The following is a 23,082-nucleotide window of genomic DNA, read 5'->3' as shown; positions in this document are numbered from 1 at the left end:
AGGTATTTGATAAATATTGAATATTTATTGTACAAACAAGGCTTTACCCTTGGTTTAAGTGGGGTATTTAATACAGGTAAGAGGCTGGTAGTCAGTAATGACAAGGGGTGGTGAGATATTAAGCGTTTTGGTTTGAAGACGTTGCAATTGATATTTTTCGCCTATGAATTCACTTGTTCTATTAGCTCAATGCTATTTAGTAAGGGAAAACCAAGAAAATAAATTGCAGTTGTCATATAGGCTTCAATTTAGTGAAACACAACTGTCACATTCAGATTCTAAAGTGGGCACCGTTCAAGCAAAACACAACATTACGGCAATAACGCCACTAAAGGAAATTTGTGATGAAAAAGACAGTTATCGGTGCAATCGCACTACTAGGCGCTCTAACAGTGAATACAGCTTCAGCTAAAGAAACTATCTCTGTAGTTGGCTCTAACAGTGCTTCTCCACTGGTTGAAGTTTTTGCAGAAACCTACATGAATAAAGGCGAACCAGTGTTCATCGAAATTCAAGCACCAGGTTCTTCTGCAGGCATCAAAGCAGCAAAAAATGGAAGTGCTGACCTTGGTATCTCTTCTCGTGACCTAAAAGAAGAAGAGAAAACAGCTGACCTGAAAGAGCTAGTAATCGCTCGTGACGGTATCGCAGTTGTTGTTAACCCGAACAACGAAGTATCTGCTCTAACTGCTGAGCAAATCACTTCAATCTACAAAGGCGACATCACTAACTGGAAAGATGTTGGCGGTGCTGACAAGCCAATCGTAGCAATCACTCGTGATACTGCATCTGGTACACGTGGTGCATTCGAAGACATCATGAAGCTTAAGAAGACAATTGGCGATAAGAAAGTATCGGCTATCTCTCAACGTGCACAAGTTGCAAACGGTAACGGCGCACTTAAAGTTTCTGTAGCAAGCAACCCATACGCAATCGGCTTTATCTCTCTAGGTACAGTTGACGAATCTGTTCACGCTCTAACTATCGACGGCGCTGCTGCGACTGTAGACAACGTTAAGAACGGTTCTTACAAAGTTGCTCGTCCTTTCCTAGTTCTTTACAAAGATGGCGCTCCATCAGCTGAAACTCAACAATTCCTAGACTGGATGGTTGCAGACGAAGCTCAAGCTATCTCAGCTAAAAAAGGCTACATCACAGTTAACTAATCTTAACTGACTCACTTTTAATTATTGCTCAGCCTGTCTTTAGGCTGAGCCTTTTCTTTCAACTTTGGTTATTTCGAGCTCTTTTTGAGCCACAAAGTTTGAGATTTTATATATGACCATCGCAAATAGTGAAAAGCTTATGAATACTGAAGCGACTCAAATCAATAAGCCGAGTCTGCGCACCAAAAAGCGCGTTGACTGGAGAGAAAGAATCTTCCACGGCTTGTTCTTATCGAGTGCTGTAATCGGCATCGTATCACTAGCCGTTATCGCTTACTTTATCGTTGCAGAGAGTATCCCTGCATTCCAAGAGGCCGGTGTTTCTGGCATCGTTCTGGGTGTTGACTGGTTACCTCCAGCTCTATTCGGTGTTGCAACTATGATTGTTGCATCGATTGTGTCGACACTAGGCGCAGTAGTTGTTGGTGTTCCAGTAGGTGTACTAACCGCTATTTTTATTGCTGAGATCGCTCCAAAGCGTCTTGCAGATATTATTCGACCAGCAGTTGAACTTCTAGCGGGTATCCCGTCGGTAGTTTACGGCTTCTTCGGTCTGGTAATTATCGTTCCAATGATTCAGAACATTTTCCAAGTACCGGCGGGTAACACTATCCTGGCGGGTATCATTGTTCTGGGTATCATGATTCTTCCTACCGTTATCACGGTTTCTGAAACTTCGATTCGTGCTGTACCTCGTACGTACAAAGAAGGTTCACTTGCACTGGGTGCTTCGAAAATCTACACGATTTTTAAGCTACTCGTTCCTGCTGCACGTTCAGGCATTATGACTGGTGTGATTTTGGGTATCGGTCGCGCACTTGGCGAAACGATGGCGATCATCATGGTTATGGGTAACGCGCCAGCAATGCCAGAAGGTATTTTGGACTCGGCTCGTACGCTAACAGCAAACATTGCTATTGAAATGTCTTACGCAAGTGGCGTTCACGCTAACGCACTGTACGCAACAGGTGTTGTACTTCTAGTGTTCATCATGATGTTAAATGGTGCTCTACTTTATCTTAACCGTGAAAAAGCGAAGTAGGCGAGGATGAGTAATATGGATCTCGTAAAACTAAAACAAGCACGTCAAACCAAAGATAACATCCTGAAAGGTTTTATCTGGGCAGCAGCAGCTGTAACCGTTGGTTTCTTATTCTGGATTATTTGGTACATCCTATCGAACGGTCTGCAATACGTAGATTGGAACTTCATCACTGACGATTACACTCGTACTGGTGAAGAGCGTGGTATTTTCCCAATGATCATCGCCACGATCTACATGGTAATTGCATCGATAGCCGTTGCAGCACCACTGGGCATCATGACGGCAATCTACCTAACAGAATATGCGAAAGTAGGTAGTCGATTGGTGAAAGTGATTCGATTCTGTACTGAGTCGCTCGCTGGTATCCCATCGATTATCTTTGGTCTGTTCGGTATGACCTTCTTTGTTTCGATTCTTGGCCTTGGCTTCTCGATTCTATCGGGTGCATTAACGCTAAGTATCTTGATTCTTCCTGTAATCATTCGTACTACAGAAGAAGCATTGATGGCAGTACCACAAACTTACCGTGAAGGCTCATACGGCCTTGGCGCTTCAAAAATCTACACTATCTGGCGTTTGATCTTACCAAGCGCAATGCCAGGTATCTTAACTTCGGTCATTCTTAGTATTGGTCGTGTAATTGGCGAATCAGCACCTGTATTTTTAACAGCAGGTATGGTGGCACGTGTTCCTGAGTCTGTATTCGATTCTGGCCGTACACTAACGGTTCACCTATATAAGCTGACAACAGAGCTATTTACTATCGATGAGTGGAACCAAGCCTATGGCACGGCGACTGTCCTAATCGTATTGGTTCTCTTGATCAACATGGTTACAAAACTGATTGCGAGACGCTTCAACACGGCAACTTACTAAGCTCATTAGCTGGCTCAACCATAACGAGAGCCTCCGTGATAAAGAAAGCATCAAGCTAGACACGAATTTAAGAATTTAGAGATTACGAACATGAACAAATTTGATATTGAGAACCTAGATCTGTTTTACGGCGACAACCAAGCGCTTAAATCTATCAACCTGCCAATTCCAACTCGTCAGGTTACGGCACTGATTGGTCCATCGGGTTGTGGTAAGTCAACGCTACTTCGTTGTTTGAACCGCATGAATGACCTAATTGAAGGCGTTACTATTAAAGGTAAGCTGGATATGGATGGCACAAACATCTACGGCAATATTGATGTGGCTGACCTACGTATCCGCGTAGGCATGGTATTCCAAAAGCCTAACCCATTCCCAATGAGCATCTACGAGAACGTAGCTTACGGCTTACGTGCTCAAGGTATCAAAGACAAGAAGCACATTGATGAAGTCGTAGAAAGCTCGCTGCGCAGTGCGGCACTTTGGGACGAAGTAAAAGACCGTCTTAAAGCACACGCATTTGGTTTGTCTGGTGGTCAGCAACAGCGTCTATGTATCGCTCGTACCATTGCAATGGAACCGGATGTAATCCTGATGGATGAACCAACATCGGCTCTAGACCCAATCGCGACACACAAGATTGAAGAATTGATGGAAGACCTGAAGAAGGACTTCACTATCGTTATCGTAACGCACTCAATGCAGCAAGCGCGTCGTATTTCAGACCGTACTGCTTTCTTCCTAATGGGAGAGCTTGTCGAGCACAACGAAACAAGTGTTATCTTCAGCGAACCAAAAGATGATCGTACTAAAGGTTACGTAAACGGTGACTTTGGTTAATTGATTATTCAATTGCTGTGTTTGGCCTTTTAGCAAAACCAGCACGCTAACTGATACGCAGGTTAGATAATCGAATAGATCGACAGAATTATCACTATAACTATAAGCGATGGAAGTTTTGCCCCACTTTAGGTGGGGCTTTTTTATGCCTTTAAAAAAGTCCCAATGTCGATGAAATTTTGGGCAGGAAGTCCCATTTTTGTAGTCCTTCTCATGCTTGTGATAATGTAAAAAGTGAAATTGCGACCCGCTTAACATCTCATTTTTAGTTACATTGATTGCATATCAAGGCTTCTGTATTTTTGCTGTATTCTCAATAGCCAATGGACGGAAGCTGTGCCTGTAAAAGCCTTTGCAAAACAAATATCTGCTACGCGCGATCACCGTTTGTTGGCAGAGTCTCTTTTCGATTACTTGGCTAAGATGCTTGACCCTAAAGGGGTTGGGATATTTGCTGAGCCAATTCCGGAAAGTGATTCGTTACCCTTGTTTTGTCATGGCGAATTAACCTCTCTTGAGAATTACCCTTCTACATTTTGGCCTTGGGTTTCACAGTTCGATACCGCAGACGGCGTGTTACCTATGGCAATCAATACCTGTAATTGGGAACACATGAAAGTGCTGGGTGGGGAGTCGTTTATCATGATGCTCGACAACGCGCCTGCCTGTAGAACTTATTTAATTGTTCAAAATTGCAATGCTGAGAAGGTTAATCAAACCTTCGACCAAGAACTTGATGTTTTACAGCTCGCGGCTGCTCGTTGGCAATGTATTCGTGCCGAAAAGAATGCGGCCCTTGAGATAAAGCACCGAGACACACGCGAAGCACAGTACCTTGATGAGATAAAGCTACGAGAGCTGTTTGTTGAGAACATGAAACTGGTTCATCAAGTCGCGTTAGAGCTTTCTAACCCTGAATCTCTGGATGCCTTGTACAAGGCTTCGGTTGAAGCTGTCCGTGACCGTTTGGGTTTTGATCGTGCGATCTTCATGTTGCTCGATATGAAGAAGCGCTGTTTCAGTGGTACCTATGGCACTGACGAAGCGGGCAAGACAAATAGCGAGCATCATACTCAATACGACTTGCATCAACTTGAAGCCGAGTACATTGAGGCATTGTCCGATAATCATAACAATCTCGTCATTATAGAGAACGCGCCCCTATACACAGAAGGGAAGGTCGTTGGGCAAGGCTGGAACGGTATGCTTATCTTGCGCGAAGGGGACAAACCTGTCGGCTGGATCGCCATGGATAACTACATTCATCGTTCCCCGATTACCAATTATCAAAAGCAGATGCTTGAGTCTTTTGGTTCTCTGCTTTCTCAGATCTACATCCGTAAGCGTCAAGAGCAGAACATACGTATGCTGCACTCGAGTATGGTTGAGCTGTCTCGCTGCGACAGCGTCAGTGAAGTCTGTAAGTCCGCGGTCAGTTTTGCTATTCAGCATTTAGGCATTGATCGATTAGCGGTGTTCCTCACTGATAAAAACTGTAGCTACATGCAAGGCACATGGGGTACTGATATTAAAGGCGACATAGTCGATGAGTCTTATTATCGCTCTGAGCTGGTGGAACGTGACATCGTAGCCGCAGCGCGTGCTTGCCCTAACCAAGTGGCGTTTGAAGAATCAGTCCCTATTTATCACGATTTTAATATTGTTGGCGTCGGTTGGACGGCAATGACCATGCTCACCACAAACACGGGTGAGCCGATTGCGTTTATTGCAGCCGATAACCTGTTAACTCGTAGCCCATTAACCTCACAGCTGCGTGAAGTAATCCGTATTTTTGCTTCAAGCCTCGCTGAGGTGCTGCAAAGAACCATGGCTCAAGAGGAGTTGAAGAAGCTCAATGAAACTCTGGAGCAGGAGGTCAGTAAGCGCACTCAAGAGCTAGAGTTGGCGAATGAGCAATTGGATATTATTTCTAAATTAGACCCTCTGACACGCCTTGGAAACCGTCGTATGTTGTCGCAGGTTCTAGAAGATTTGAACTGCGACGATCAAGGTGCCTTTGCCACACAACATGAAATTACATTTGGGTTAATTTTGGTCGACTTGGATCATTTTGGTTTGTACAACAGTGTTTATGGTCATACTGAAGGTGATGCGGCTTTACGAACCATCGGCAAGATACTTAATGCACATGTTCATAGTGATAAGGAAACCTTCTGTCGTATTGGCGGAGAAGAGTTCATGTTGTTGATGATCGGCACTAATCATTCTGAAACGAAGCAGCGTGCAGAATCGATTAGAAAGTGCATTGAAGAGGCGAAAATCCTGCACTGTGAAAGTAGCACTAGCCCATATCTAACCGCATCAGTCGGGTATGCCTCGATAACTTCTGATCAGCACCAATTTGATTTTGACCTGCTTTACGGCAAGGCGGATAAGGCCTTGTATCAAGCTAAAGATTCAGGGCGAAATAGAATAGTCTCAGCCTTGAAGCGAAAAAAAGTCGCAGTTTCAATCTCTTAGTCTGGTACCTGTTTCTTCTTAGCGTAAAAACGAAAGAAGCCGTGATGCTCACAATGTGGTCATCACGGCTTCTTTTTTCGCCAAATTAAAGTTTTTCGGCTGAATTAAAGCGTTTCTAGTGAGCTTTTAGGCGTTTTGCTAGAGACTCGCTTTGGCTTCTTAATTGCTTTGATTGCCTCAGAAGGGTCCCATGATGAGGTTGTCGAGCTAGCTTCACCATAAAGGTTTTGGTTTAGCTTGCCTAGCTCAGCTTCAACGACTTCTAACGTCTCATCACTCAAGTCTGGGTTTTCAGCTTTCCATTGCTCAAATAAGGTTCTGGTCATCACGCCATCTTTCGATTTTAGAGCTTCAATAAGCGCTTCTGCTGTATCCGATTGACGTTTAACAGTGTGTGTTGGTTTTGTCATTACACCGCGGCGTGACCAGAAGTAGAAAGCCATTGCTGAGCTGATCAACCATAAGACAGCGAACAGAGCGGTCAGATAAGGCCAGAACCCCGGGCTATCAACCGTCACAACCGTCGGGCTGACTTGTTGGGCTGGCGGTGTTGTGACTGGTGGTGTGCTAGATGTCGCACGGTCACTTGCCTTTACCGCCAACTCTAGTCCAAGTGCTTTACTGATTTGCTCCGATTGTGAATCAGTGTTGAACCAAGCTTGAGAAACAGCCGGAAGCGAGATGTTTCCTGCCTCTTTCGGGATCAATACCTGCTTGTAAACCACCACTGCATCGCCTGACTGTGTGGTACCAAATTGCGGCTTCTCTTCATAAACACGAACCGATTTAGGGTAGGTGATATTCAGCTTCGGCAGTTGGTGTTGGGTTAAGTTGCTAGCCGTCATAGTCATGGTACGAGTTAACGAATCACCCGCCTCCATTTCGATGGTTTGGTTGTCGCTTTCCAAACCATTGTTTTTAGTTAGCTCGTTACCTTGGCTATCTGACCATTTTTGAATCAACTTGAAGTTCGATGTTGGTAACCACTCACCTTGGTAGCCTTTTGGCACCTCTTTGACGGTTACATTTAGGGTTTCAACGGGAGTATCGAGTTGGAACAAGCGCGTTGTACTGGAGTTGTTGGTCGAGTAGACAACGGCTCCAGTCAGCTTCGGTCCGTTCAGCTTAAACTGACCAGATTTTTGTGAAGATATACGGAAAGACTGTTGAACAACCGTCACTTCTTGTCCATTGAGGACATCTTGAAATTGCTTCGATTCACCAATAGGTTCCACGTCTAAGCCCTGCGAGCTCGGTGGCGCTATTTTAGGATCTTGCAACCTTCTTGGGTCAGCTTTAATGATGAGTTTTACATCAAGCTCAGCGACTTCTTGTGGATATAGCGAGTCTTTACTCAGATTAAGCTGGAACTCAGCCATATCATGTTGAGTAGGTGCAGCTTTATTAACGGTAACATTGATGGTGATTGGCTTGGTTTTTGCCCCTTCAATATCGAAGCTAGGGATCTGAACCTTGCCCAAACGCAGTGGCGCAAGGCTGATGTTCCATTCACTTGATACTGAACGGCTACCATTGACGATTCGCATCGACGTGCCAAAGCTTGGTGTACTGACATAGAAATCCTTCTGGATCGCCGTTAGATCTAAAGCATCAGAAGAGACCTTTTCATCGGTAGCGACTCTAAGTAGGAATACTTGATCTTTGGTGACACTGTTTTGTGAAACGCTCGCTACGGCAGTCGCCGCCAATGCCGAAAAGGACGAGAAAGCTCCTAACAGCAGCGTTAGGAGTATGGATAAAAATGGCTTGTTAAGAAATCGCATGGTTACCACTTTTTGTTCTGGTTGTTAGGAGCACTTTTTTGTCGTGCTTGTAAAATCATTTGTGCTTTAAGCAGTTGGCTCGGGTCACGGGCGCTTTCTACTTGCTCAAGCTTTCGCATATCTGGGTCACTCGATAGCGGCTGCCCTGAGGTTTGTGCTACAGCTTGTTGAGCACCGTCTTCACCTTTTTCGCTTGAAGCTTGTTGTGCACTCGCACTTTGAGGTTTTGATTCATCTTGAACTTCTGACTGCTCGGCTTTAATTGGTTGCTTAGACTGAGCTGTTTGCTCGCCTGCATTTGCATCCGGTTGGTCTTTGGCTTGCCCTTGGTTTGCACTTTCAGCTTGGTCGTCTGTTGGGTTCTGGGAGTTTTTATTGTCTGCAGAACTTTGCTGTTGATCCGATGAGTCCTGCGAAGAATCATTTTGCTGACCTTGCTGACCTTGCTGACCTTGCTGACCTTGCTGACCTTGCTGACCTTGCTGACCTTGCTGACCTTGGTCTTGGTCTTTTTGATCTTTGGATTCAGAATCGCCTTGCTGTTGCTGTTGCTGTTGCTGTTGCTGTTGCTGTTGCTGTTGCTGTTGCTGTTGCTGTTGGGCTTGTTTGACGATCTCTAGATTCTTCTTCGCATAGGTGTGCTCAGGGTTGTTTTCTAGAATGTGTTGATACTCTTCTATCGCTTGATCGTACTTGCCTTGCTGAGCTTGTGCATTTGCAAGGTTGTAGCGAGCATCTTCGCCATTCAAACCTTGTAGCGTCTGCTCTGCAGCTTCGAAGTCTCCCGCTTTGTATTGTGCGATGCCTTTCCACTCTTGTTGTTTGAATTGTTCAGCTGCCTGTTGGAAGTCTTCATTTTGATAAAGCTGATAACCCACTTGGTCATCGGTTTTCCAAGGATTCGCAAACGCAGTATTTGGTTGGCTGAATGACAAAGCTACAGCTAATCCGCACCAAATACCCCCCTTCCGAAACAGCCCAAGTGCAGGGAGTAATAGGAACGGCAGAAGCCAAAAGCCATTGTTGACTCTGGTGTTGAGTGAGTTATTGGTCTTGGTCACTTCAGAAGTTGTTGCAACTCGGTCGAGATAACTTGCGATATGCTCAACATCTGAGTTATCAAATTGAACCTCAGTGAACGTGCCACCATAACTGCGTGTAAGCTCGTGCATGTTCTCTAAGTGGGTTCTCGCGACCACGGTTTGCCCTGAATCAGTCTGCAGCATTGAGCCTGTTGGCAAAGAGATGGGCGCGCCACTTTCAGTACCCACCGCTAAAATGGATAGCGTCCAATTGCTACCAGATAGCAGCGAGTTGATCTCTTTCTTCTCTTGGTCATCTATGTCATCAGCAATCAATACCAAGTCACCTTGATAGATCTTCGCGCGAGTCATCATCTCAATGGCAAGCTTAACCGCAGCGGGCGCGTTACTGCCTTGGTAAGGCATGATATCCGGAGACAAGTTCGGCACTTGGCTCTTGATGGTGTTGATGTCGGACGTTAGCGGGCTAATGGTGTAGGCATCGCCAGCGTACGCGACCATTCCAGTTAAACCCTCTTTCCACAACGAAAGCAGATCAAGAGCTTTGTATCGCGCTTGAGTTAGGCGATTTGGTTTTATGTCGGTTGCGTATAGAGACATCGACATATCCATCATCACAACTCGCGCCTGCGTTTTTTCAAAGCTCGGCTGTTCATTGTTTTGAAAGCTGGGTCCTGCTAGAGCAATAACACCGACTAACCACCAAATACCAAAGTAAGTGCTGCGGCTTTTTGATGGCTTGCTTGATTCTGGCGCCAAGTATCGAGCGATATGAGACGCCAATAACCCTTGCTTAGATTGCTTCTTGCTAAGCCACCAAATCGCGGGCAATGCGGCAAGCGCCAAGAACCAATATGGGTAGATAAAAGTAAAGTTAGACATTGTTTCTCCTAATGGCTAACAGCATAAATGCGAAGAACATTGCCGCAGACAAAGGCCATACGAACCACTCTTGTTGTGGTCGCCAAACCTTGGTGGCATTTGTCACGGGTTCTAATTGATTGATGGTGTCGTAAATCGTCGCCAGCTCTTTACTGTCACGCGCTCGGAAGTATTGACCGCCTGTGCGTTTCGCAATTTCCATTAGTGTGCGTTCATCTAAGTCTTGAGCAGTATTCACTTTACGAGTCATGAAGAACTCTTTAACCATCATTTCGCCTGCGCCAACACCGACGGTGTAAATGGTCGCGTTGTATTTCTTGGCAATGTCTGCGGCCTCTAATGGGTCTAATACCCCAGCGGTATTGCTACCGTCACTGAGTAGCACCATCACACGTTGAGGTGCATCACTATCAACAAAGGTTTTGGTTGCAAGGCCAATGCCATCGCCAATTGCAGTTTGATTACCGATTAGTCTCAGTACTGCTTGATTGAGTTGTTGTGACAGTGTGTCTCTGTCTAACGTCAGCGGTGTTTGTAAATACGCATGATCGGCAAAGAGTACCAATCCAACTCGGTCACCTTTACGGCGCTCAATAAAGTCACTCAATACATGTTTGACTGCCGATAAGCGGTCGATGTATTCGCCATTGAACTTCATATCCTCTTGGCTCATCGAGTAGGAGAGGTCGACAACCAACATCAAATCACGGTGCTTCGGTTGAAACTCCACCGGTTCGCCATACCAAACGGGGCGTGCGAGTGCTGTCACCAGTAAAAGCCAGATAATGACGGACAACGCCTTTGGCAAGCGAGTGCTTGGCGTTTTGGTATTACTGTCCTCTGGCAGAAATGGAAGCTTAAGGGCGCTACTTGATTCCGCCTTAGGTGAGAACAAGTAAACGAGAAACGGCAGTGGTGCTAGGAAAAACATCCACCACCAAACGAACTCAATGTTGAGTAAGCTCGCGTTTAAAAAGTTAGTCATAGCGACCTCGCTTTGGAGGAAGGGCTTTGCGAATCCAAGTTTCACAGTCATTAACTAGTTGCTGTTGAACCTTGCGCTGATCGTCATTCATTGAAGTTGGATCTTGATAGAGCGACTGTTGCCACTGGGATTGTTTTTCTATAAACAACGGCTTTTTTAGTTGTGCGTCTAAGAACTTTAACCAATCATCACCCGCTAGGCCTGCTACTTTCTCACGTGGGAAGTAGCTCAATGCTGCTTGACGAAGGATGCGTTGTGCTTCGCTAGGTGATAAGCGCTTTGAAGGCTGATTATTGTTGAAGTAAGACAGCGCTTCTTGCTTCGCCTGTTGATTGTTTTTTCTGCGTTCTACAATGAAAAACACCAAGGCAATCAGGATAATGGCTGTGACAATTACGGCCCACCAACCCCACGCCAAAGGCCACCATGTTGGTGCGTCTGGCGTAATAACAGGGCTTAAATCTAAGGGCTGATTCATGACTGAGCTCCTGATATCTGGCTCATCAATGGCTGCGCACTCGACAGCGAGCTATAGGGTATCGCGAGAGATAATCCCATCTGTTGTAGCTGTTGCTGCTTGGCCGAGAAGGCGTGGTTGAGCTTTTCCTTTTCTTTATTAGAGGAGAAGTTGAACCACTGTGTTTTACTGCCATCAGTGACTTGTTTCGAGCCTTTATAGGTCGTTTGACCTTGCTCTAACGGGTCGTAAAAATGCACCAGACGTACTCTATTGTGTCGACGTATTTGACTGATAAGTGAGTAATCACTTTCTTGGTAACGTACAAAGTCACTGAGCATAATGATATCGCTTCCTTTAGGGCAAAGCTGGTGCAGAGATTTCAGTCCATGCTCTAAAGTCGTGTCACTATGATTGTCGTGATTAGTCAGTGCCGAGTTATTGATTTCTATGACTTTTTGCAAAATACGTAGTGGAGCATGGTTGCTTGCACTAGGTTTTATCTCAATGATCTCTTTGCCCGTATCAATCACAGCACCAATTCGATCTTTTTGAGCCACAGTTAACCAGCACAATTGGCTAGCAAAGTGCGCAAGTTGAACCGACTTTAGCAATAAGGTTGAGCCGAAAATCATGCTGCTTGATAGGTCCAAGAACAAAATGACAGGCTGCTCTCTTTCTTCAGAGAACAGCTTGGTATGCGTCTTGCCCGTTCTAGCTGTCACGCGCCAATCAATGCTGCGAATGTCATCGCCCGCTTGGTACTGACGAACTTCCGAGAAATTCATTCCGCGCCCTTTGCGGTTGCTCTCATGTTGACCATTGAGTTGAGACCAGAGGCTCTTCGCCGGAGGTAACCATCGAACAGACTGCGCCTTGTATTGCAGCAATTCATCCAGATTCAGCATTACGCCGTCACTGTGGTTAGGTAGTTGATTATTCATGCGCGTATTCCTATGCGCTACCAACCAGTGAAATAAGGTGTGCGATCACTTGGTTTGCAGTGACACCTTCAGCTTGTGCGTGGTAGCTACGAAGTAGGCGGTGACGCAGTACAGGGAATGCCATCGCTTGAACGTCTTGTGGAGTGACATAGTCGCGGCCAGCAAGCCAAGCGTGTGCACGAGCGCAGCGGTCTAGAGCTATGGTCGCACGCGGACTAACACCCATATCTAACCACTGGTCAAGTTGGTCACTGTACTGCTTAGGTTGGCGAGTCGCCATTACCAGTCTGATAATATACTGCTCAATGGTATCTGCCATATGAATATTGAGTACTTCTTGGCGTGCTTCAAAAATCGTTTGCTGAGATATCTCTTGTGGCTGAACCGATTCGTTGCCTTGAGCTTCACCACGGTTGAGTCGCAGGATCTCAAGTTCACTCTCCATATCTGGGTATTCAACTTCCAGATGAAGCAAGAAACGGTCTAGCTGGGCCTCTGGCAGTGGGTATGTGCCTTCTTGCTCAATAGGGTTTTGTGTTGCCATCACCAAAAACAGTTCAGGTAGAGCATAGGTTCTTCGACCCGCAGTGACTTGCTTTTCAGCCATCGCTTCTAACATCGCGGCTTGTACTTTCGCCGGAGCACGGTTGATCTCATCCGCTAAAATAAGTGAGTTGAAAATCGGGCCAGATTGAAAGGTAAACTCCCCGGTCTCTGGTCGGAAGATATCGGTACCTGTTAAGTCAGCAGGCAGTAAGTCAGGCGTAAATTGAATGCGGTGGAAGTCCCCCTCAACGCAATCAGCCAGTGATTTTACTGCGCGAGTTTTTGCTAAGCCGGGAGGTCCTTCAACAAGGATATGACCATCCGCCAACAGCGCGATCATCAGCTGCTTAACGAGCTCTTGTTGACCAATGATTTGAGACTCTAAATAGTTTTGAAGGACTTCGAAATTTGTTTTGTGCATTTTGGACTCTCTGGGTATCCATTTGATTTTTATTTTGAGTATTGGTCACTTATCCGTAGCAAAAAGTTCCAGTACATCTGCGTAATTTATTTTTTCAAATTTGGAATGATTTACAAGTAGTTAGATAAAAGCACCACTCGATTATGATTTTTACCATATCAACTGGTTTTTACATACTAAAGCTCAAAAGGAGGGGGCTCGTGAGAATTAGGTGAAATCTCAATGCTCAGATAACAAAAACAAATATCAAGCCTCTCTATATTTAGTTTGATGATGTTACATCCGACTAAGTTAATTCAGTTGTTACATCATGTTTGCAAGTTTTTGAGAGAAAAGTCTCTAGTTTTATTGGTTGTGGTCGATACATAACTTAGATTGTCCACTTCTGATTGGAGTGCACTAAAAAAGTCCTGTTCAGGGTACACAAATAACGAGCGATTCTTTTTAAAAGGTCCAAATATGTTTAAAACTAACTCTCTGAGTATTAAGCAAAAGGTAGTACTAGGTATTACTTTTGCGGTTCTTGCCTCTACGGTTATTGTTGGCGCGATGGCACAGCAACAAGCACGAGACGTATTGAGTCATCGATTGGTCGATATTGAACTTCCTGGAATGCTAGAGCGAATCAATGGTGAGATTGACCGTGAAGTTTCCCAGTTATTGCTGGCTGCTGAGCAAATTGCTTCAAATGAATTTATTTCTGATGCAATCGAGTCGACAGATCGCGATCCAGCGTTAGAGAGTAAGTTGGTTAAACAACTGAATAATGTGCGTAACCAATACAACTTAAATGATGCTTCAGTAGCAAACCGTCAAACGGCGTATTACTGGAACCAAAATGGTTTCCTACGCCAGCTAAATCAACAACAAGATGGTTGGTTCTTTGGCTTTACTCAATCTGGGCAGCCAACCATGGTGAGCATGTTCCAAGAAGCCAACGGTGAAGTGAAGATGTTCGCTAACTACCAACAGCCTTCTGGTTTGGCGATGTCTGGTCTATCAAAATCGATGGACGACATGGTGAGCCTTCTTAATGGCTTCAAAATTGAGAATACTGGTTTTGTATTCTTAACCGACAGCCAAGGTGACGTGCAGATTCACCGTGAGCGTTCTCGCAGTGATTCTTCTCTTCAACAACTTTACGGCCCTCAATCAAGCCAACTTCTGAATAAGTCAGGTTTCAACCTGATCACGACAGAGAGCCAAGGCCAAGAACTGTTTGTGGCAAGTTTGTACGTGTCGTCAATGGATTGGTTCGTTATTGGCGTTGTTCCAACAGGTGAAGTGTTTGCTGAGTTAGATGAGACAGCCCAAAAGATGCTGATCATGACTGCGGTTGTGGCATTAGCATTTATCTTGATGGGCGTAGTACTAGCGAACAGCATCACTCAGCCAATCAAGTTATTGGCTAAGCGCTTCAGTGACCTTGGTGAAGGTGACGGTGATCTTGCGCAGCGTATCGAAGTGAAAGGCAATGATGAAATCGCACAGCTTTCAAAAGGCTTCAACGGATTCATTGAAAAGATCCACGAGTCGATGAAAGAGGTATGTTCTACAAGCCAAGCCCTTCAAGTGGCGGCAGAGAGCGTTTCTAACAAAGCGCACATCACCCACGACAACAGCCAAGAGCAACGTGATCAAACCCTTCAAGTAGTGGCGGCAATCAACCAAATGGGTATGACCATCAGTGAGATTGCATCAAACGCGGCAACAGCAGCAGAAACAGCAACGCAAGCTTCGGGTAATACTGAAGTGGGACGCTCTGTTGTGAATAAAGCGAAAGACGCGATCAGCCGTTTAGCTCAAGATATCGAAAGTACAGGCCAAGTAGTTGAGCAGCTCGCTTCAACAACGCAAGACATTGGCTCTATTCTGGGTGTTATCCGTGATATTTCAGAGCAAACCAACTTGCTTGCACTGAACGCCGCGATTGAAGCCGCACGTGCTGGTGAACAAGGTCGTGGTTTTGCCGTAGTAGCAGATGAAGTGCGTAACCTAGCAAGCCGCACTGCAGATTCAACGGAAGAGATTCAGAAGATGATCAACCAACTGCAAAGTGATGCAAAAGATGCAGTAACGGCAATGAGTGCAGGTAAGGTTATTACCCTTGAGGGTGTGTCTGCATCGGATGAAGCGGTAGACGTACTGGGTGGTATCTCAGATCGTATCGTTGATATTACTGACCGTAACACTCAAGTAGCAACGGCAACGGAAGAGCAATCGACCGTGGTTCACACCATCAACCAGAACATTGAAGAGATCAACGCAATCAACGAAGTTACGACCGGCACGGCTGAGCAGCTTGCAGAAGCAAGCCAAGAGCTTCGCGACCTTTCTTCTCGTCTAGATAAGATGGTTGGTTCATTCAAGCTTTAATATCTTTAAGCCTGAATACCTTAGGCCATAGAATGGCTTAGATGGTTACATCGACTAAGAGCTGGATTCATTTAATCGTGAATCCAGCTCTTTTTGTTTTGTGGTTTTATTTTCTTCTAACTGACCTTAGCTTGATCTGGTTTCGGGCTTTAAACTCAATCACCCTAGCATCACAGGGCGTAAATGAGTAAAATCTGACTAGGTTTAATATTTAGGTAAGTATCATGAGCGATTTTGAAAAAGAACTAGAGCAGATGACTCAAGAGATGGGCGATGAGCCAGAGGTAAAACTGCCATCACTTGAAGAGCAAAAAGCGATCGTTGCTGAATTTAAGCGACTAGAAGCGGAAGGCAAACTGACTCCAGAAGTGTTGGAAAAGCATTTTGGCCAGTTCAACAAAAAAAGTGATACACCAATCCACTAAGCTTGAGACACGTCCTCTCTTTTAAGTAATGGTTTTGAGTGACAGTTTGAAGTGATTGGTTGAGCCGAGGCTCTAACTGAACAGATAAAGGTCTAGCGCATGCTAGGCCTTTTTTATTTTCTGTCGATAATGTGCCATTGAAAGTAATGCGTGTTACTGATTAAGACCTAACAGAAAGAAAAATCCCCCTTACAACGTAAGAGGGATTGAATTTGGACAGTTATCGACTAACAGCGAATCGATTAATCAGTACCGTACTCTTTGTATAGACGACGACATGCTCGGCCATCGCTGTGGAACAAGTGACAACGGTGCGCTGGAATGCCAATCGCTAGTTTGTCGCCAGGTTCAACCGTTAGCGTGTCTGGTTGACGGTAGATAACGTCAGCATCTGCGCTTTCAAGGTTTAGGTAAACTTGAGTTTCATTACCTAGCTTCTCGACGATCATTACTTCGCCTTCAATCGTTGCATCACCTGCTTCAGCAGACATCAAGTGCTCAGGGCGAACACCTAGAGACATACGGTCGCCAACGTTAACGGTTGTACCATCAACAGGGATCCAGAAAGTCATGCCGTTTGAAAGCTGAACCAATACGCGTTCTGCTTCAGCCTGTTCAATGTGTACAGACATAAAGTTCATCTTCGGCGAGCCAATAAAGCCAGCAACGAAACGGTTTTGAGGGTAGTGGTATAGGTCAAGTGGCTTACCTACTTGAGATACGTAACCGCCATCAAGTACAACAATCTTATCAGCCATTGTCATCGCTTCCACTTGGTCATGGGTAACGTAGATCATGGTGCAACCAAGTTGACGTTGTAGCTTAGTGATTTGTGAACGCATTTGAACACGAAGCGCAGCATCTAGGTTAGATAGCGGCTCATCTAGCAGGAATACGTTTGGTTGAGAAACCAGAGTACGACCAATGGCAACACGTTGACGTTGACCGCCAGAAAGTGCTTTTGGTTGACGCTCTAGTAAGTGACCAAGCTGAAGGATTTCAGCGGCATGCTCAACACGCTTATCAATCTCAGCTTTATCAGCGTTCGCTAGCTTAAGACCAAAAGACATGTTGTCGTAAAGGTTCAGGTGAGGGTAAAGCGCGTAAGATTGGAATACCATACCTACGCCACGCTTTGATGGCTCAACGTCGTTCATGCGTTGGTCGCCAATGTACAAATCACCAGACGTAATGTCTTCTAGACCTGCGATACAACGTAATAGCGTCGATTTACCACAACCTGATGGTCCAACGAATACTACGAATTCACCTTCGTTGATGTCTAAGGTTACGTCCTTAGAAATCTGTACATCACCATATGATTTATAAACGTTTTTTAACGTGACACTCGCCATCTAGCTTGTCCTCGATCGATCAAATTTTAAGTTTTACTGCTTATCATTATAAGAAATTTTTGGGTCAGCAGTAACTGTAGGAATTGGTAAGTATTGAGTGAGTAAGAAAAAAGTGGGTGAGACTTGGATTCTGTAACCAAGCCCACCCGTCATAGCCAAACTGGTGCCTATTTCCCCCACATCCAGCTAAACCTCCCCCGTGATTCAATCACAGATTTAGCTCGATGCTTAATAAAGACAACAGCGGGCAGTGAAGCCAGCTTAATGAACAATGTGGTTACACACGACACTTGCTGGTAAAGGGTTCTTACTATCCACTCTTGGATGAATGCAGTTTCCGTGAATTGGCGGAAGGGTACATCCTCCTAATAGAAAATTAACTAGGGGGAGTAGGAGGGGATGAGTAGATATAGGGGGTTAATAATAATTGGCGATCCAGTTCAAATAAATCCACCACATAACGGTGATGTTGATCACGATGAGTATGTGTTTTGTGATTCTAGTCTCTAATCTGACCGGATGGCGATCACGAATTTAAGCCATAATAGCTAGGGCGTAGTGGCTAGGATGATGAGCTAGGGTCTGTTTTCTCAGATCATAACCTCCGAAAACTGGCTCGTCTTGGTAGATGTGCCCTACGTATAAATATAAAAAGGATATTCACATGAAAAACGCTCTAAGCGCTGTAGCTCTAGGTACATTGGTTGCTCTGGGTTCTTTTGGTGCAAACGCTGCTATCGAAGAAGGACAACTAACAATCTGGGTAGGTGGTGACAAAGCTTATGAAGGCATGGCTGAAGTAGGTAAACGCTTCGAAGAAGATACTGGTGTTAAAGTAACAGTTGCTTTCCCTGACAAGCTAGAAGAGAAATTCCCTCAAGTAGCAGCAGCGGGCGACGGCCCAGATATGATCTTCTACGCACACGACCGTTTTGGCGGCTATGCAGAAGCGGGTCTTCTTGTAGATATCAAACCTTCTAAAGAGACTAAAGAAGGTATCGTAGACTTCGCATGGGACGCTGTTTCTTACGAAGGTAAAACAATCGCATACCCTGTTGCCGTTGAGTCAGTTTCTCTAATTTACAACAAAGCACTTGTTCCTAACCCACCTAAGTCTTGGGAAGAAATCCCAGCACTTAACGCTGAACTTCAAAAAGACGGCAAGAAAGCGATCATGTGGCCTCTACGTGGCGGCGCTTACTTCACATGGCCTCTACTTGCAGCTGACGGCGGTTACGCATTCAAGCAGACTGCAGAAGGTTACGACATTAAAGATGCGGGCGTAGCGACTGACGGTGTTCAGAAGTCTCTAGGTTTCATCGAGAAGATGGTACAAGACAAAGTTATCTCTGCAGACATGGATTACTCAGTAGCTGAGTCTGAATTCGTTGCAGGTAACGTTGCAATGACAATCAACGGCCCTTGGGGTTGGGAAAACATCAAGAAAGCTGGCGTAGACTACGGTGTAACAACGCTACCTAAGTTCAACGGTAAAGCGTCTAAACCTTTCGTTGGTGTATGGGCTGGTGGTATCAGCACGGCTTCTCCAAACCGCGACCTAGCTGTTGAGTTCATGGAAAACTACCTACTAACTGATGAAGGTATGAAGAGCCTGAATGACGACAAGCCACTAGGCGCTGTTGCTCTTAACTCTTTCCAACGTCAACTAGACAGCGATACTCGTATTGCAGCAACAATGGACAACGCGATGAACGGCGAAATCATGCCTAACATCCCTCAGTTCACAACGTTCTGGTACAGCATGGAAGAAGCGATCGGCAACGTAGTTGACGGCCGTCAATCAGTAGACCAAGCACTAAAAGCTGCTGAAGGTCGTATGACTAAGTAACAACCAAGCACTACCTTTTAAGGAGAGGGCAACCTCTCCTTACTTTTCTATTTTTTATCTATATCGCTAGCAGGTTCCTCTATGCAGTCAGTTCAAGGTACAGATGCTATCCCAGCACCAACAAGCCTTCCAGGCAGTAAAAGCGTCTTCATCAAATGGGGGTTGCTTGGTAGCGTTGGCTTAATTAACGGCTACGCTACAATTCTAATGTATTCTCGCGGTGAGCTCGCTTTTGCGTTGCTTACAGTGATCTTAACGGCTTTGGCACTTTACATTTTTGGTAGTAAGAAAACTTACGCCCACCGTTATATTTACCCAGGTATTGCCGGAATGATCTTATTCATTCTTTTCCCATTGGCATACACCGTAGGGCTTGCGTTTACAAACTACAGCGCAAAAAACCAGCTTTCTCTAGAACGTACTCAAACCGTTCTTTTAGACCGCACTTTCCAAAGTGGTGATAGCTACCCATTCACTTTGTACAAGACAGACGACGGTCACCAGATCGTGGTTAAAGATGGCGACCAACTATTAGCGACTGACGTATTTTCTTTAGACAATATGACAGCGACAGAAATGGACCTATCTGCAATCGAGTCTACGCAAGGTCAAAAAGAGAAGATCAAAGCGATCATCCAAAACCGAGCGGCGATCAGTGGTGTTGACTTCAATCTACCGGACGGTGGTGACATCCGCATGAGTGGCTTACGTAAGTTTGCTTCTGTTGCTCCGCTTTACACCCTTCAGGATGATGACGAAACGTTAATCAACAACGAAACGGGTGATGTTCTTAAGCCAAATATGGAGTTAGGTTTCTACCAACCTGTTGATGCCAATGGTGAGTTTACAGGTAACACAATCTCTCCGGGCTTCGTTGTTAGCATTGGTACACATAACTTTGAACGTGTGTGGAAAGATGAAGGCATCAAAGAACCTTTCATCAGCATCTTTATTTGGACGGTTATCTTCTCTGTATGTACCGTAGTGTTCACACTTGTCATCGGTCTTGTACTGGCGAACATCGTACAGTGGGAAGAATTGAAAGGCCGCTCTATTTATCGTGTTCTACTGATTCTGCCTTACGCAGTACCAGCGTTTATCTCGATTCTTATCTTTAAGGGTTTATTCAACCAGAGCTTTGGTGAGATCAACATGGTGCTCGAGAATATCTTCGGCTTAAGCCCGAACTGGTTCTCAGATCCAATCCTTGCGAAAACCATGGTGTTGATTGTTAACACATGGCTAGGTTTCCCTTACATGATGATCCTATGTATGGGCTTGCTGAAAGCGATTCCTGATGACTTATACGAAGCGTCAGCAATTGACGGTGCGAACTTCCTTGATAACTTCAAGCGCATCACATTCCCATTGATGATTAAACCGCTTACACCGCTACTGATTGCAGCGTTTGCCTTTAACTTCAACAACTTCGTAATGATTCAACTATTGACGAACGGTGGCCCGAACATGATTGGTACTTCTGAGCCAGCGGGTTACACAGACTTGCTTGTAAGCTACACGTACCGAATTGCATTCGAAGGCGGCGGCGGTCAAGACTTCGGTCTAGCAAGTGCAATCGCAACGCTTATCTTCCTATTGGTTGGTGCACTAGCGTTACTAAACCTTCGTTTCACTAAACTGTCTCAAGATTAAGGAGCACGACAATGGCTATGGTACAAGGTAAAGGCCTTAAATACCGAGTGTGGGCAACGCATGCAGTGTTGTGGTGCTTCTTGGCAATGATTATCTTCCCACTTCTGATGATCATCGCAATCTCGTTCCGTGAAGGTAACTTCGCTACAGGTAGCTTGATTCCAGACAATCCATCATTGGAGCACTGGAAACTCGCACTAGGTATTTCAGTAACGAACGCAGATGGCTCGGTAACGCCACCTCCATTCCCTGTTTTAACGTGGTTATGGAACTCGGTTAAAGTGGCGGGTGTGACGTCTATCTTGATTGTGGCGCTGTCTACGACATCGGCTTACGCATTTGCTCGTATGCGCTTCAAGGGTAAAGAAACTATCCTGAAAGCGATGATGATTTTCCAAATGTTCCCAGCGGTACTTGCTCTAGTGGCTATCTACGCGTTGTTTGACAAACTTGGTCAATACATCCCGTTCTTAGGCTTGAACACGCATGGCGGTCTGATCTTCTCTTACCTAGGCGGTATCGCACTGCACGTTTGGACGATTAAGGGCTACTTTGAAACGATTGATAACTCTTTGGAAGAGGCTGCAGCACTGGATGGTGCAACGCCTTGGCAAGCATTCAGACTGGTTCTACTGCCATTGTCTGTGCCAATCCTAGCAGTTGTGTTTATTCTGTCGTTCATTGCAACAGTAGGTGAAGTACCAGTAGCGTCTATCCTACTTACCGATGTGAACTCTTACACACTAGCAGTAGGTATGCAGCAATACCTATACCCTCAGAACTACCTATGGGGTGACTTTGCGGCAGCGGCTGTACTTTCAGCACTTCCGATTACTATCGTGTTCTTACTTGCTCAACGTTGGTTAGTTGGCGGTTTGACGGCAGGTGGTGTAAAAGGATAAGCTGTATCTCATAAGAAAGAAAAAGAGCGACCTTCTTGGTCGCTCTATATTGGCATTTTTATTACATCATTTGGTTTGGCCGCCGATCAGTAATAAAAATAACCCTCAGGTTACGCATAGCTGGCTACTAATCAGGTTCCTTACGCTATTAATGATTAGTGGTTTTTGTAACTCTAACCCAGGTACTTACTTGGGTTTTTTTATGCCTGCTACTTTTTGCTTTGTCTTTGTGTCTGCTTTACTCGTCAACTCTTGTATCCATCACCGTTATTGTGATGATAACCGCTTTAATATTAAAAGCTTCGAGTCACTTCTCTCCTAAACCTTTCTTGACTCATTCCTCTTACTTGAAGGCATGAACGAGTCTCACAAATCAGACACTCAGTATAAGGAGCTGTTGATCTATTGATATATTGCTAATAATCCAATGCGTGATACTTCAATGATTTGTATGCAACAAGTGCTGAAGTTGCACAGAAAGTGCATATAGAAACGGGATGTGGCTGTGAGTTTTAAAGAGTCATAACTCAGACTAATTGAATGGTGTTGGAGCTATATCTGAAGAGTAACAATCAAAACGCTGGGCTGGATTAACTTGGAATGGGTAGCGATAGAATGTGAATAATGAGTTCTAGTCGCTAGAACTCTTTGCTTGAAGGTGCACAGCCCAAGTGTTGTAACAACACATAGATGCTTTCTTGATCGAGTGCGACACGACGAAACAGATCCGCAAACGTTGGATCACCGCCGAAGCACGTCTGGATGTAGTGATTAATTTCATTACTGTCGTAGCCCTCGACGTACAAGGTTCTAACCCATTGATACTCAACAGCCTTCAAATTGTTCAGTGTAGATTCGCTAAGAGTGGGGCGTGTGACGCTCAAGTGTGGCTCCGGGAAATTCAAATACATCCATTATGATTGGCGGTATTTAATCAGAGCTAAATGACGACTTTATGACAGTCAAAATAAATCTTTGAACTCGTGTCGATTCATTTCAACCTTTGGCTGAGTATCACGCTCTATCAGCTGTATTGAGTGCTTCGCCGTTGG

18 protein-coding genes are annotated in these 23,082 nt (G+C 45.1%); 10 read left to right on the top strand and 8 right to left on the bottom strand.

The features are described from left to right. Window positions 1–344 precede the first annotated feature (344 nt). From L1D37_RS07395 to L1D37_RS07375, 5 genes are all read left to right on the top strand, one after another. The gene (locus tag L1D37_RS07395) at window positions 345–1,166 is read left to right on the top strand and encodes a phosphate ABC transporter substrate-binding protein (RefSeq protein ID WP_050652528.1); all 822 of its coding nucleotides are present in this window, start codon (window positions 345–347) and stop codon (window positions 1,164–1,166) included. 112 nt (window positions 1,167–1,278) lie between these two features. Beyond that, on the top strand, window positions 1,279–2,208 hold the full coding sequence (gene pstC, locus L1D37_RS07390; RefSeq protein WP_239847412.1) for a phosphate ABC transporter permease subunit PstC: 930 nt from the start codon (window positions 1,279–1,281) through the stop codon (window positions 2,206–2,208). 15 nt (window positions 2,209–2,223) lie between these two features. Then, window positions 2,224–3,087 carry a phosphate ABC transporter permease PstA gene (gene pstA / locus L1D37_RS07385; protein ID WP_017632259.1) on the top strand — a complete coding sequence of 288 codons (864 nt, stop codon included), beginning with the start codon at window positions 2,224–2,226 and terminating at the stop codon, window positions 3,085–3,087. Between the two features lie 90 nt (window positions 3,088–3,177). Further along, complete coding sequence (gene pstB, locus L1D37_RS07380; RefSeq protein WP_004732036.1) at window positions 3,178–3,927, top strand: phosphate ABC transporter ATP-binding protein PstB; 750 nt, start codon at window positions 3,178–3,180, stop codon at window positions 3,925–3,927. Window positions 3,928–4,263: 336 nt separating this feature from the next. Next, the gene (locus L1D37_RS07375) at window positions 4,264–6,408 is read left to right on the top strand and encodes a GGDEF domain-containing protein (protein ID WP_239847411.1); all 2,145 of its coding nucleotides are present in this window, start codon (window positions 4,264–4,266) and stop codon (window positions 6,406–6,408) included. A 104-nt stretch (window positions 6,409–6,512) separates the two neighbouring features. Here the strand turns inward: L1D37_RS07375 and L1D37_RS07370 are convergent, their stop codons facing one another. From L1D37_RS07370 to L1D37_RS07345, 6 genes are read right to left on the bottom strand one after another with little or no spacing between them, the layout of a single operon-like run. Continuing rightward, window positions 6,513–8,192, bottom strand: a complete 1,680-nt coding sequence (locus L1D37_RS07370) for a BatD family protein (RefSeq protein WP_239847410.1) — start codon at window positions 8,190–8,192, stop codon at window positions 6,513–6,515. 2 nt (window positions 8,193–8,194) lie between these two features. Then, window positions 8,195–10,117 (bottom strand): VWA domain-containing protein, encoded by a 1,923-nt coding sequence (locus tag L1D37_RS07365; protein ID WP_239847409.1) that lies wholly within the window; start codon window positions 10,115–10,117, stop codon window positions 8,195–8,197. Beyond that, window positions 10,110–11,153: a VWA domain-containing protein gene (locus L1D37_RS07360; protein WP_239847408.1), complete on the bottom strand. Its 1,044-nt coding sequence runs from the start codon at window positions 11,151–11,153 to the stop codon at window positions 10,110–10,112. The genes L1D37_RS07365 and L1D37_RS07360 overlap by 8 nt, the downstream gene beginning before the upstream one ends. Beyond that, the gene (locus tag L1D37_RS07355) at window positions 11,095–11,580 is read right to left on the bottom strand and encodes a DUF4381 domain-containing protein (protein ID WP_239847407.1); all 486 of its coding nucleotides are present in this window, start codon (window positions 11,578–11,580) and stop codon (window positions 11,095–11,097) included. Before L1D37_RS07355 ends, L1D37_RS07360 begins: the two co-directional genes overlap by 59 nt. Continuing rightward, entirely contained in the window at window positions 11,577–12,503 is a 927-nt protein-coding gene (locus L1D37_RS07350; RefSeq protein WP_239847406.1) for a DUF58 domain-containing protein, read from the bottom strand. Before L1D37_RS07350 ends, L1D37_RS07355 begins: the two co-directional genes overlap by 4 nt. Window positions 12,504–12,513: 10 nt before the next feature. Continuing rightward, window positions 12,514–13,470, bottom strand: coding sequence for a MoxR family ATPase (locus tag L1D37_RS07345; RefSeq protein ID WP_239847405.1), 957 nt, complete (start codon window positions 13,468–13,470; stop codon window positions 12,514–12,516). A gap of 459 nt (window positions 13,471–13,929) precedes the next feature. On the opposite strand from L1D37_RS07345, the gene L1D37_RS07340 reads away from it, so the two are divergent. Then, on the top strand, window positions 13,930–15,846 hold the full coding sequence (locus L1D37_RS07340; RefSeq protein ID WP_239847404.1) for a methyl-accepting chemotaxis protein: 1,917 nt from the start codon (window positions 13,930–13,932) through the stop codon (window positions 15,844–15,846). Window positions 15,847–16,070: 224 nt separating this feature from the next. After that, a complete protein-coding gene (locus L1D37_RS07335; protein ID WP_017057910.1) occupies window positions 16,071–16,271 on the top strand; it encodes a hypothetical protein in 201 nt (66 codons plus the stop codon). Window positions 16,272–16,513: 242 nt separating this feature from the next. Here L1D37_RS07335 and malK read toward each other — a convergent pair whose 3' ends face one another. Beyond that, on the bottom strand, window positions 16,514–17,626 hold the full coding sequence (malK, locus tag L1D37_RS07330) for a maltose/maltodextrin ABC transporter ATP-binding protein MalK (protein ID WP_017633183.1): 1,113 nt from the start codon (window positions 17,624–17,626) through the stop codon (window positions 16,514–16,516). A 664-nt stretch (window positions 17,627–18,290) separates the two neighbouring features. On the opposite strand from malK, the gene malE reads away from it, so the two are divergent. The 3 genes from malE to malG all read left to right on the top strand — a co-directional run bounded on the left by malE (window position 18,291) and on the right by malG (window position 22,030). Beyond that, complete coding sequence (malE, locus tag L1D37_RS07325) at window positions 18,291–19,475, top strand: maltose/maltodextrin ABC transporter substrate-binding protein MalE (RefSeq protein ID WP_176679282.1); 1,185 nt, start codon at window positions 18,291–18,293, stop codon at window positions 19,473–19,475. 81 nt (window positions 19,476–19,556) lie between these two features. Next, window positions 19,557–21,128 (top strand): maltose ABC transporter permease MalF, encoded by a 1,572-nt coding sequence (gene malF, locus L1D37_RS07320; protein ID WP_239847403.1) that lies wholly within the window; start codon window positions 19,557–19,559, stop codon window positions 21,126–21,128. Between the two features lie 11 nt (window positions 21,129–21,139). Then, complete coding sequence (gene malG, locus L1D37_RS07315) at window positions 21,140–22,030, top strand: maltose ABC transporter permease MalG (protein ID WP_017633186.1); 891 nt, start codon at window positions 21,140–21,142, stop codon at window positions 22,028–22,030. A gap of 638 nt (window positions 22,031–22,668) precedes the next feature. Here malG and L1D37_RS07310 read toward each other — a convergent pair. Next, the gene (locus L1D37_RS07310) at window positions 22,669–22,914 is read right to left on the bottom strand and encodes a hypothetical protein (protein WP_026084480.1); all 246 of its coding nucleotides are present in this window, start codon (window positions 22,912–22,914) and stop codon (window positions 22,669–22,671) included. Window positions 22,915–23,082: the final 168 nt, after the last annotated feature.

The organism is Vibrio sp. Isolate33 (assembly GCF_022397895.1).
GTDB classification, from domain to species: Bacteria; Pseudomonadota; Gammaproteobacteria; order Enterobacterales; family Vibrionaceae; genus Vibrio; species Vibrio pomeroyi.
The sequence above is the reverse complement of the archived record's forward strand: the minus strand, read 5'-3'. Positions and strand labels throughout refer to the sequence as shown.

Bases quoted from the DNA above. Each gene is read 5' to 3' on its own strand.
- L1D37_RS07395 (WP_050652528.1), top strand. From the start codon at position 345: ATGAAAAAGACAGTTATCGGTGCAATCGCACTACTAGGCGCTCTAACA.
- pstC (WP_239847412.1), top strand. From the start codon at position 1,279: ATGACCATCGCAAATAGTGAAAAGCTTATGAATACTGAAGCGACTCAA.
- pstA (WP_017632259.1), top strand. From the start codon at position 2,224: ATGGATCTCGTAAAACTAAAACAAGCACGTCAAACCAAAGATAACATC.
- pstB (WP_004732036.1), top strand. From the start codon at position 3,178: ATGAACAAATTTGATATTGAGAACCTAGATCTGTTTTACGGCGACAAC.
- L1D37_RS07370 (WP_239847410.1), bottom strand. From the start codon at position 8,192: ATGCGATTTCTTAACAAGCCATTTTTATCCATACTCCTAACGCTGCTG.
- L1D37_RS07365 (WP_239847409.1), bottom strand. From the start codon at position 10,117: ATGTCTAACTTTACTTTTATCTACCCATATTGGTTCTTGGCGCTTGCC.
- L1D37_RS07360 (WP_239847408.1), bottom strand. From the start codon at position 11,153: ATGACTGTGAAACTTGGATTCGCAAAGCCCTTCCTCCAAAGCGAGGTC.
- L1D37_RS07355 (WP_239847407.1), bottom strand. From the start codon at position 11,580: ATGAATCAGCCCTTAGATTTAAGCCCTGTTATTACGCCAGACGCACCA.
- L1D37_RS07350 (WP_239847406.1), bottom strand. From the start codon at position 12,503: ATGAATAATCAACTACCTAACCACAGTGACGGCGTAATGCTGAATCTG.
- L1D37_RS07345 (WP_239847405.1), bottom strand. From the start codon at position 13,470: ATGCACAAAACAAATTTCGAAGTCCTTCAAAACTATTTAGAGTCTCAA.
- L1D37_RS07340 (WP_239847404.1), top strand. From the start codon at position 13,930: ATGTTTAAAACTAACTCTCTGAGTATTAAGCAAAAGGTAGTACTAGGT.
- L1D37_RS07335 (WP_017057910.1), top strand. From the start codon at position 16,071: ATGAGCGATTTTGAAAAAGAACTAGAGCAGATGACTCAAGAGATGGGC.
- malK (WP_017633183.1), bottom strand. From the start codon at position 17,626: ATGGCGAGTGTCACGTTAAAAAACGTTTATAAATCATATGGTGATGTA.
- malE (WP_176679282.1), top strand. From the start codon at position 18,291: ATGAAAAACGCTCTAAGCGCTGTAGCTCTAGGTACATTGGTTGCTCTG.
- malF (WP_239847403.1), top strand. From the start codon at position 19,557: ATGCAGTCAGTTCAAGGTACAGATGCTATCCCAGCACCAACAAGCCTT.
- malG (WP_017633186.1), top strand. From the start codon at position 21,140: ATGGCTATGGTACAAGGTAAAGGCCTTAAATACCGAGTGTGGGCAACG.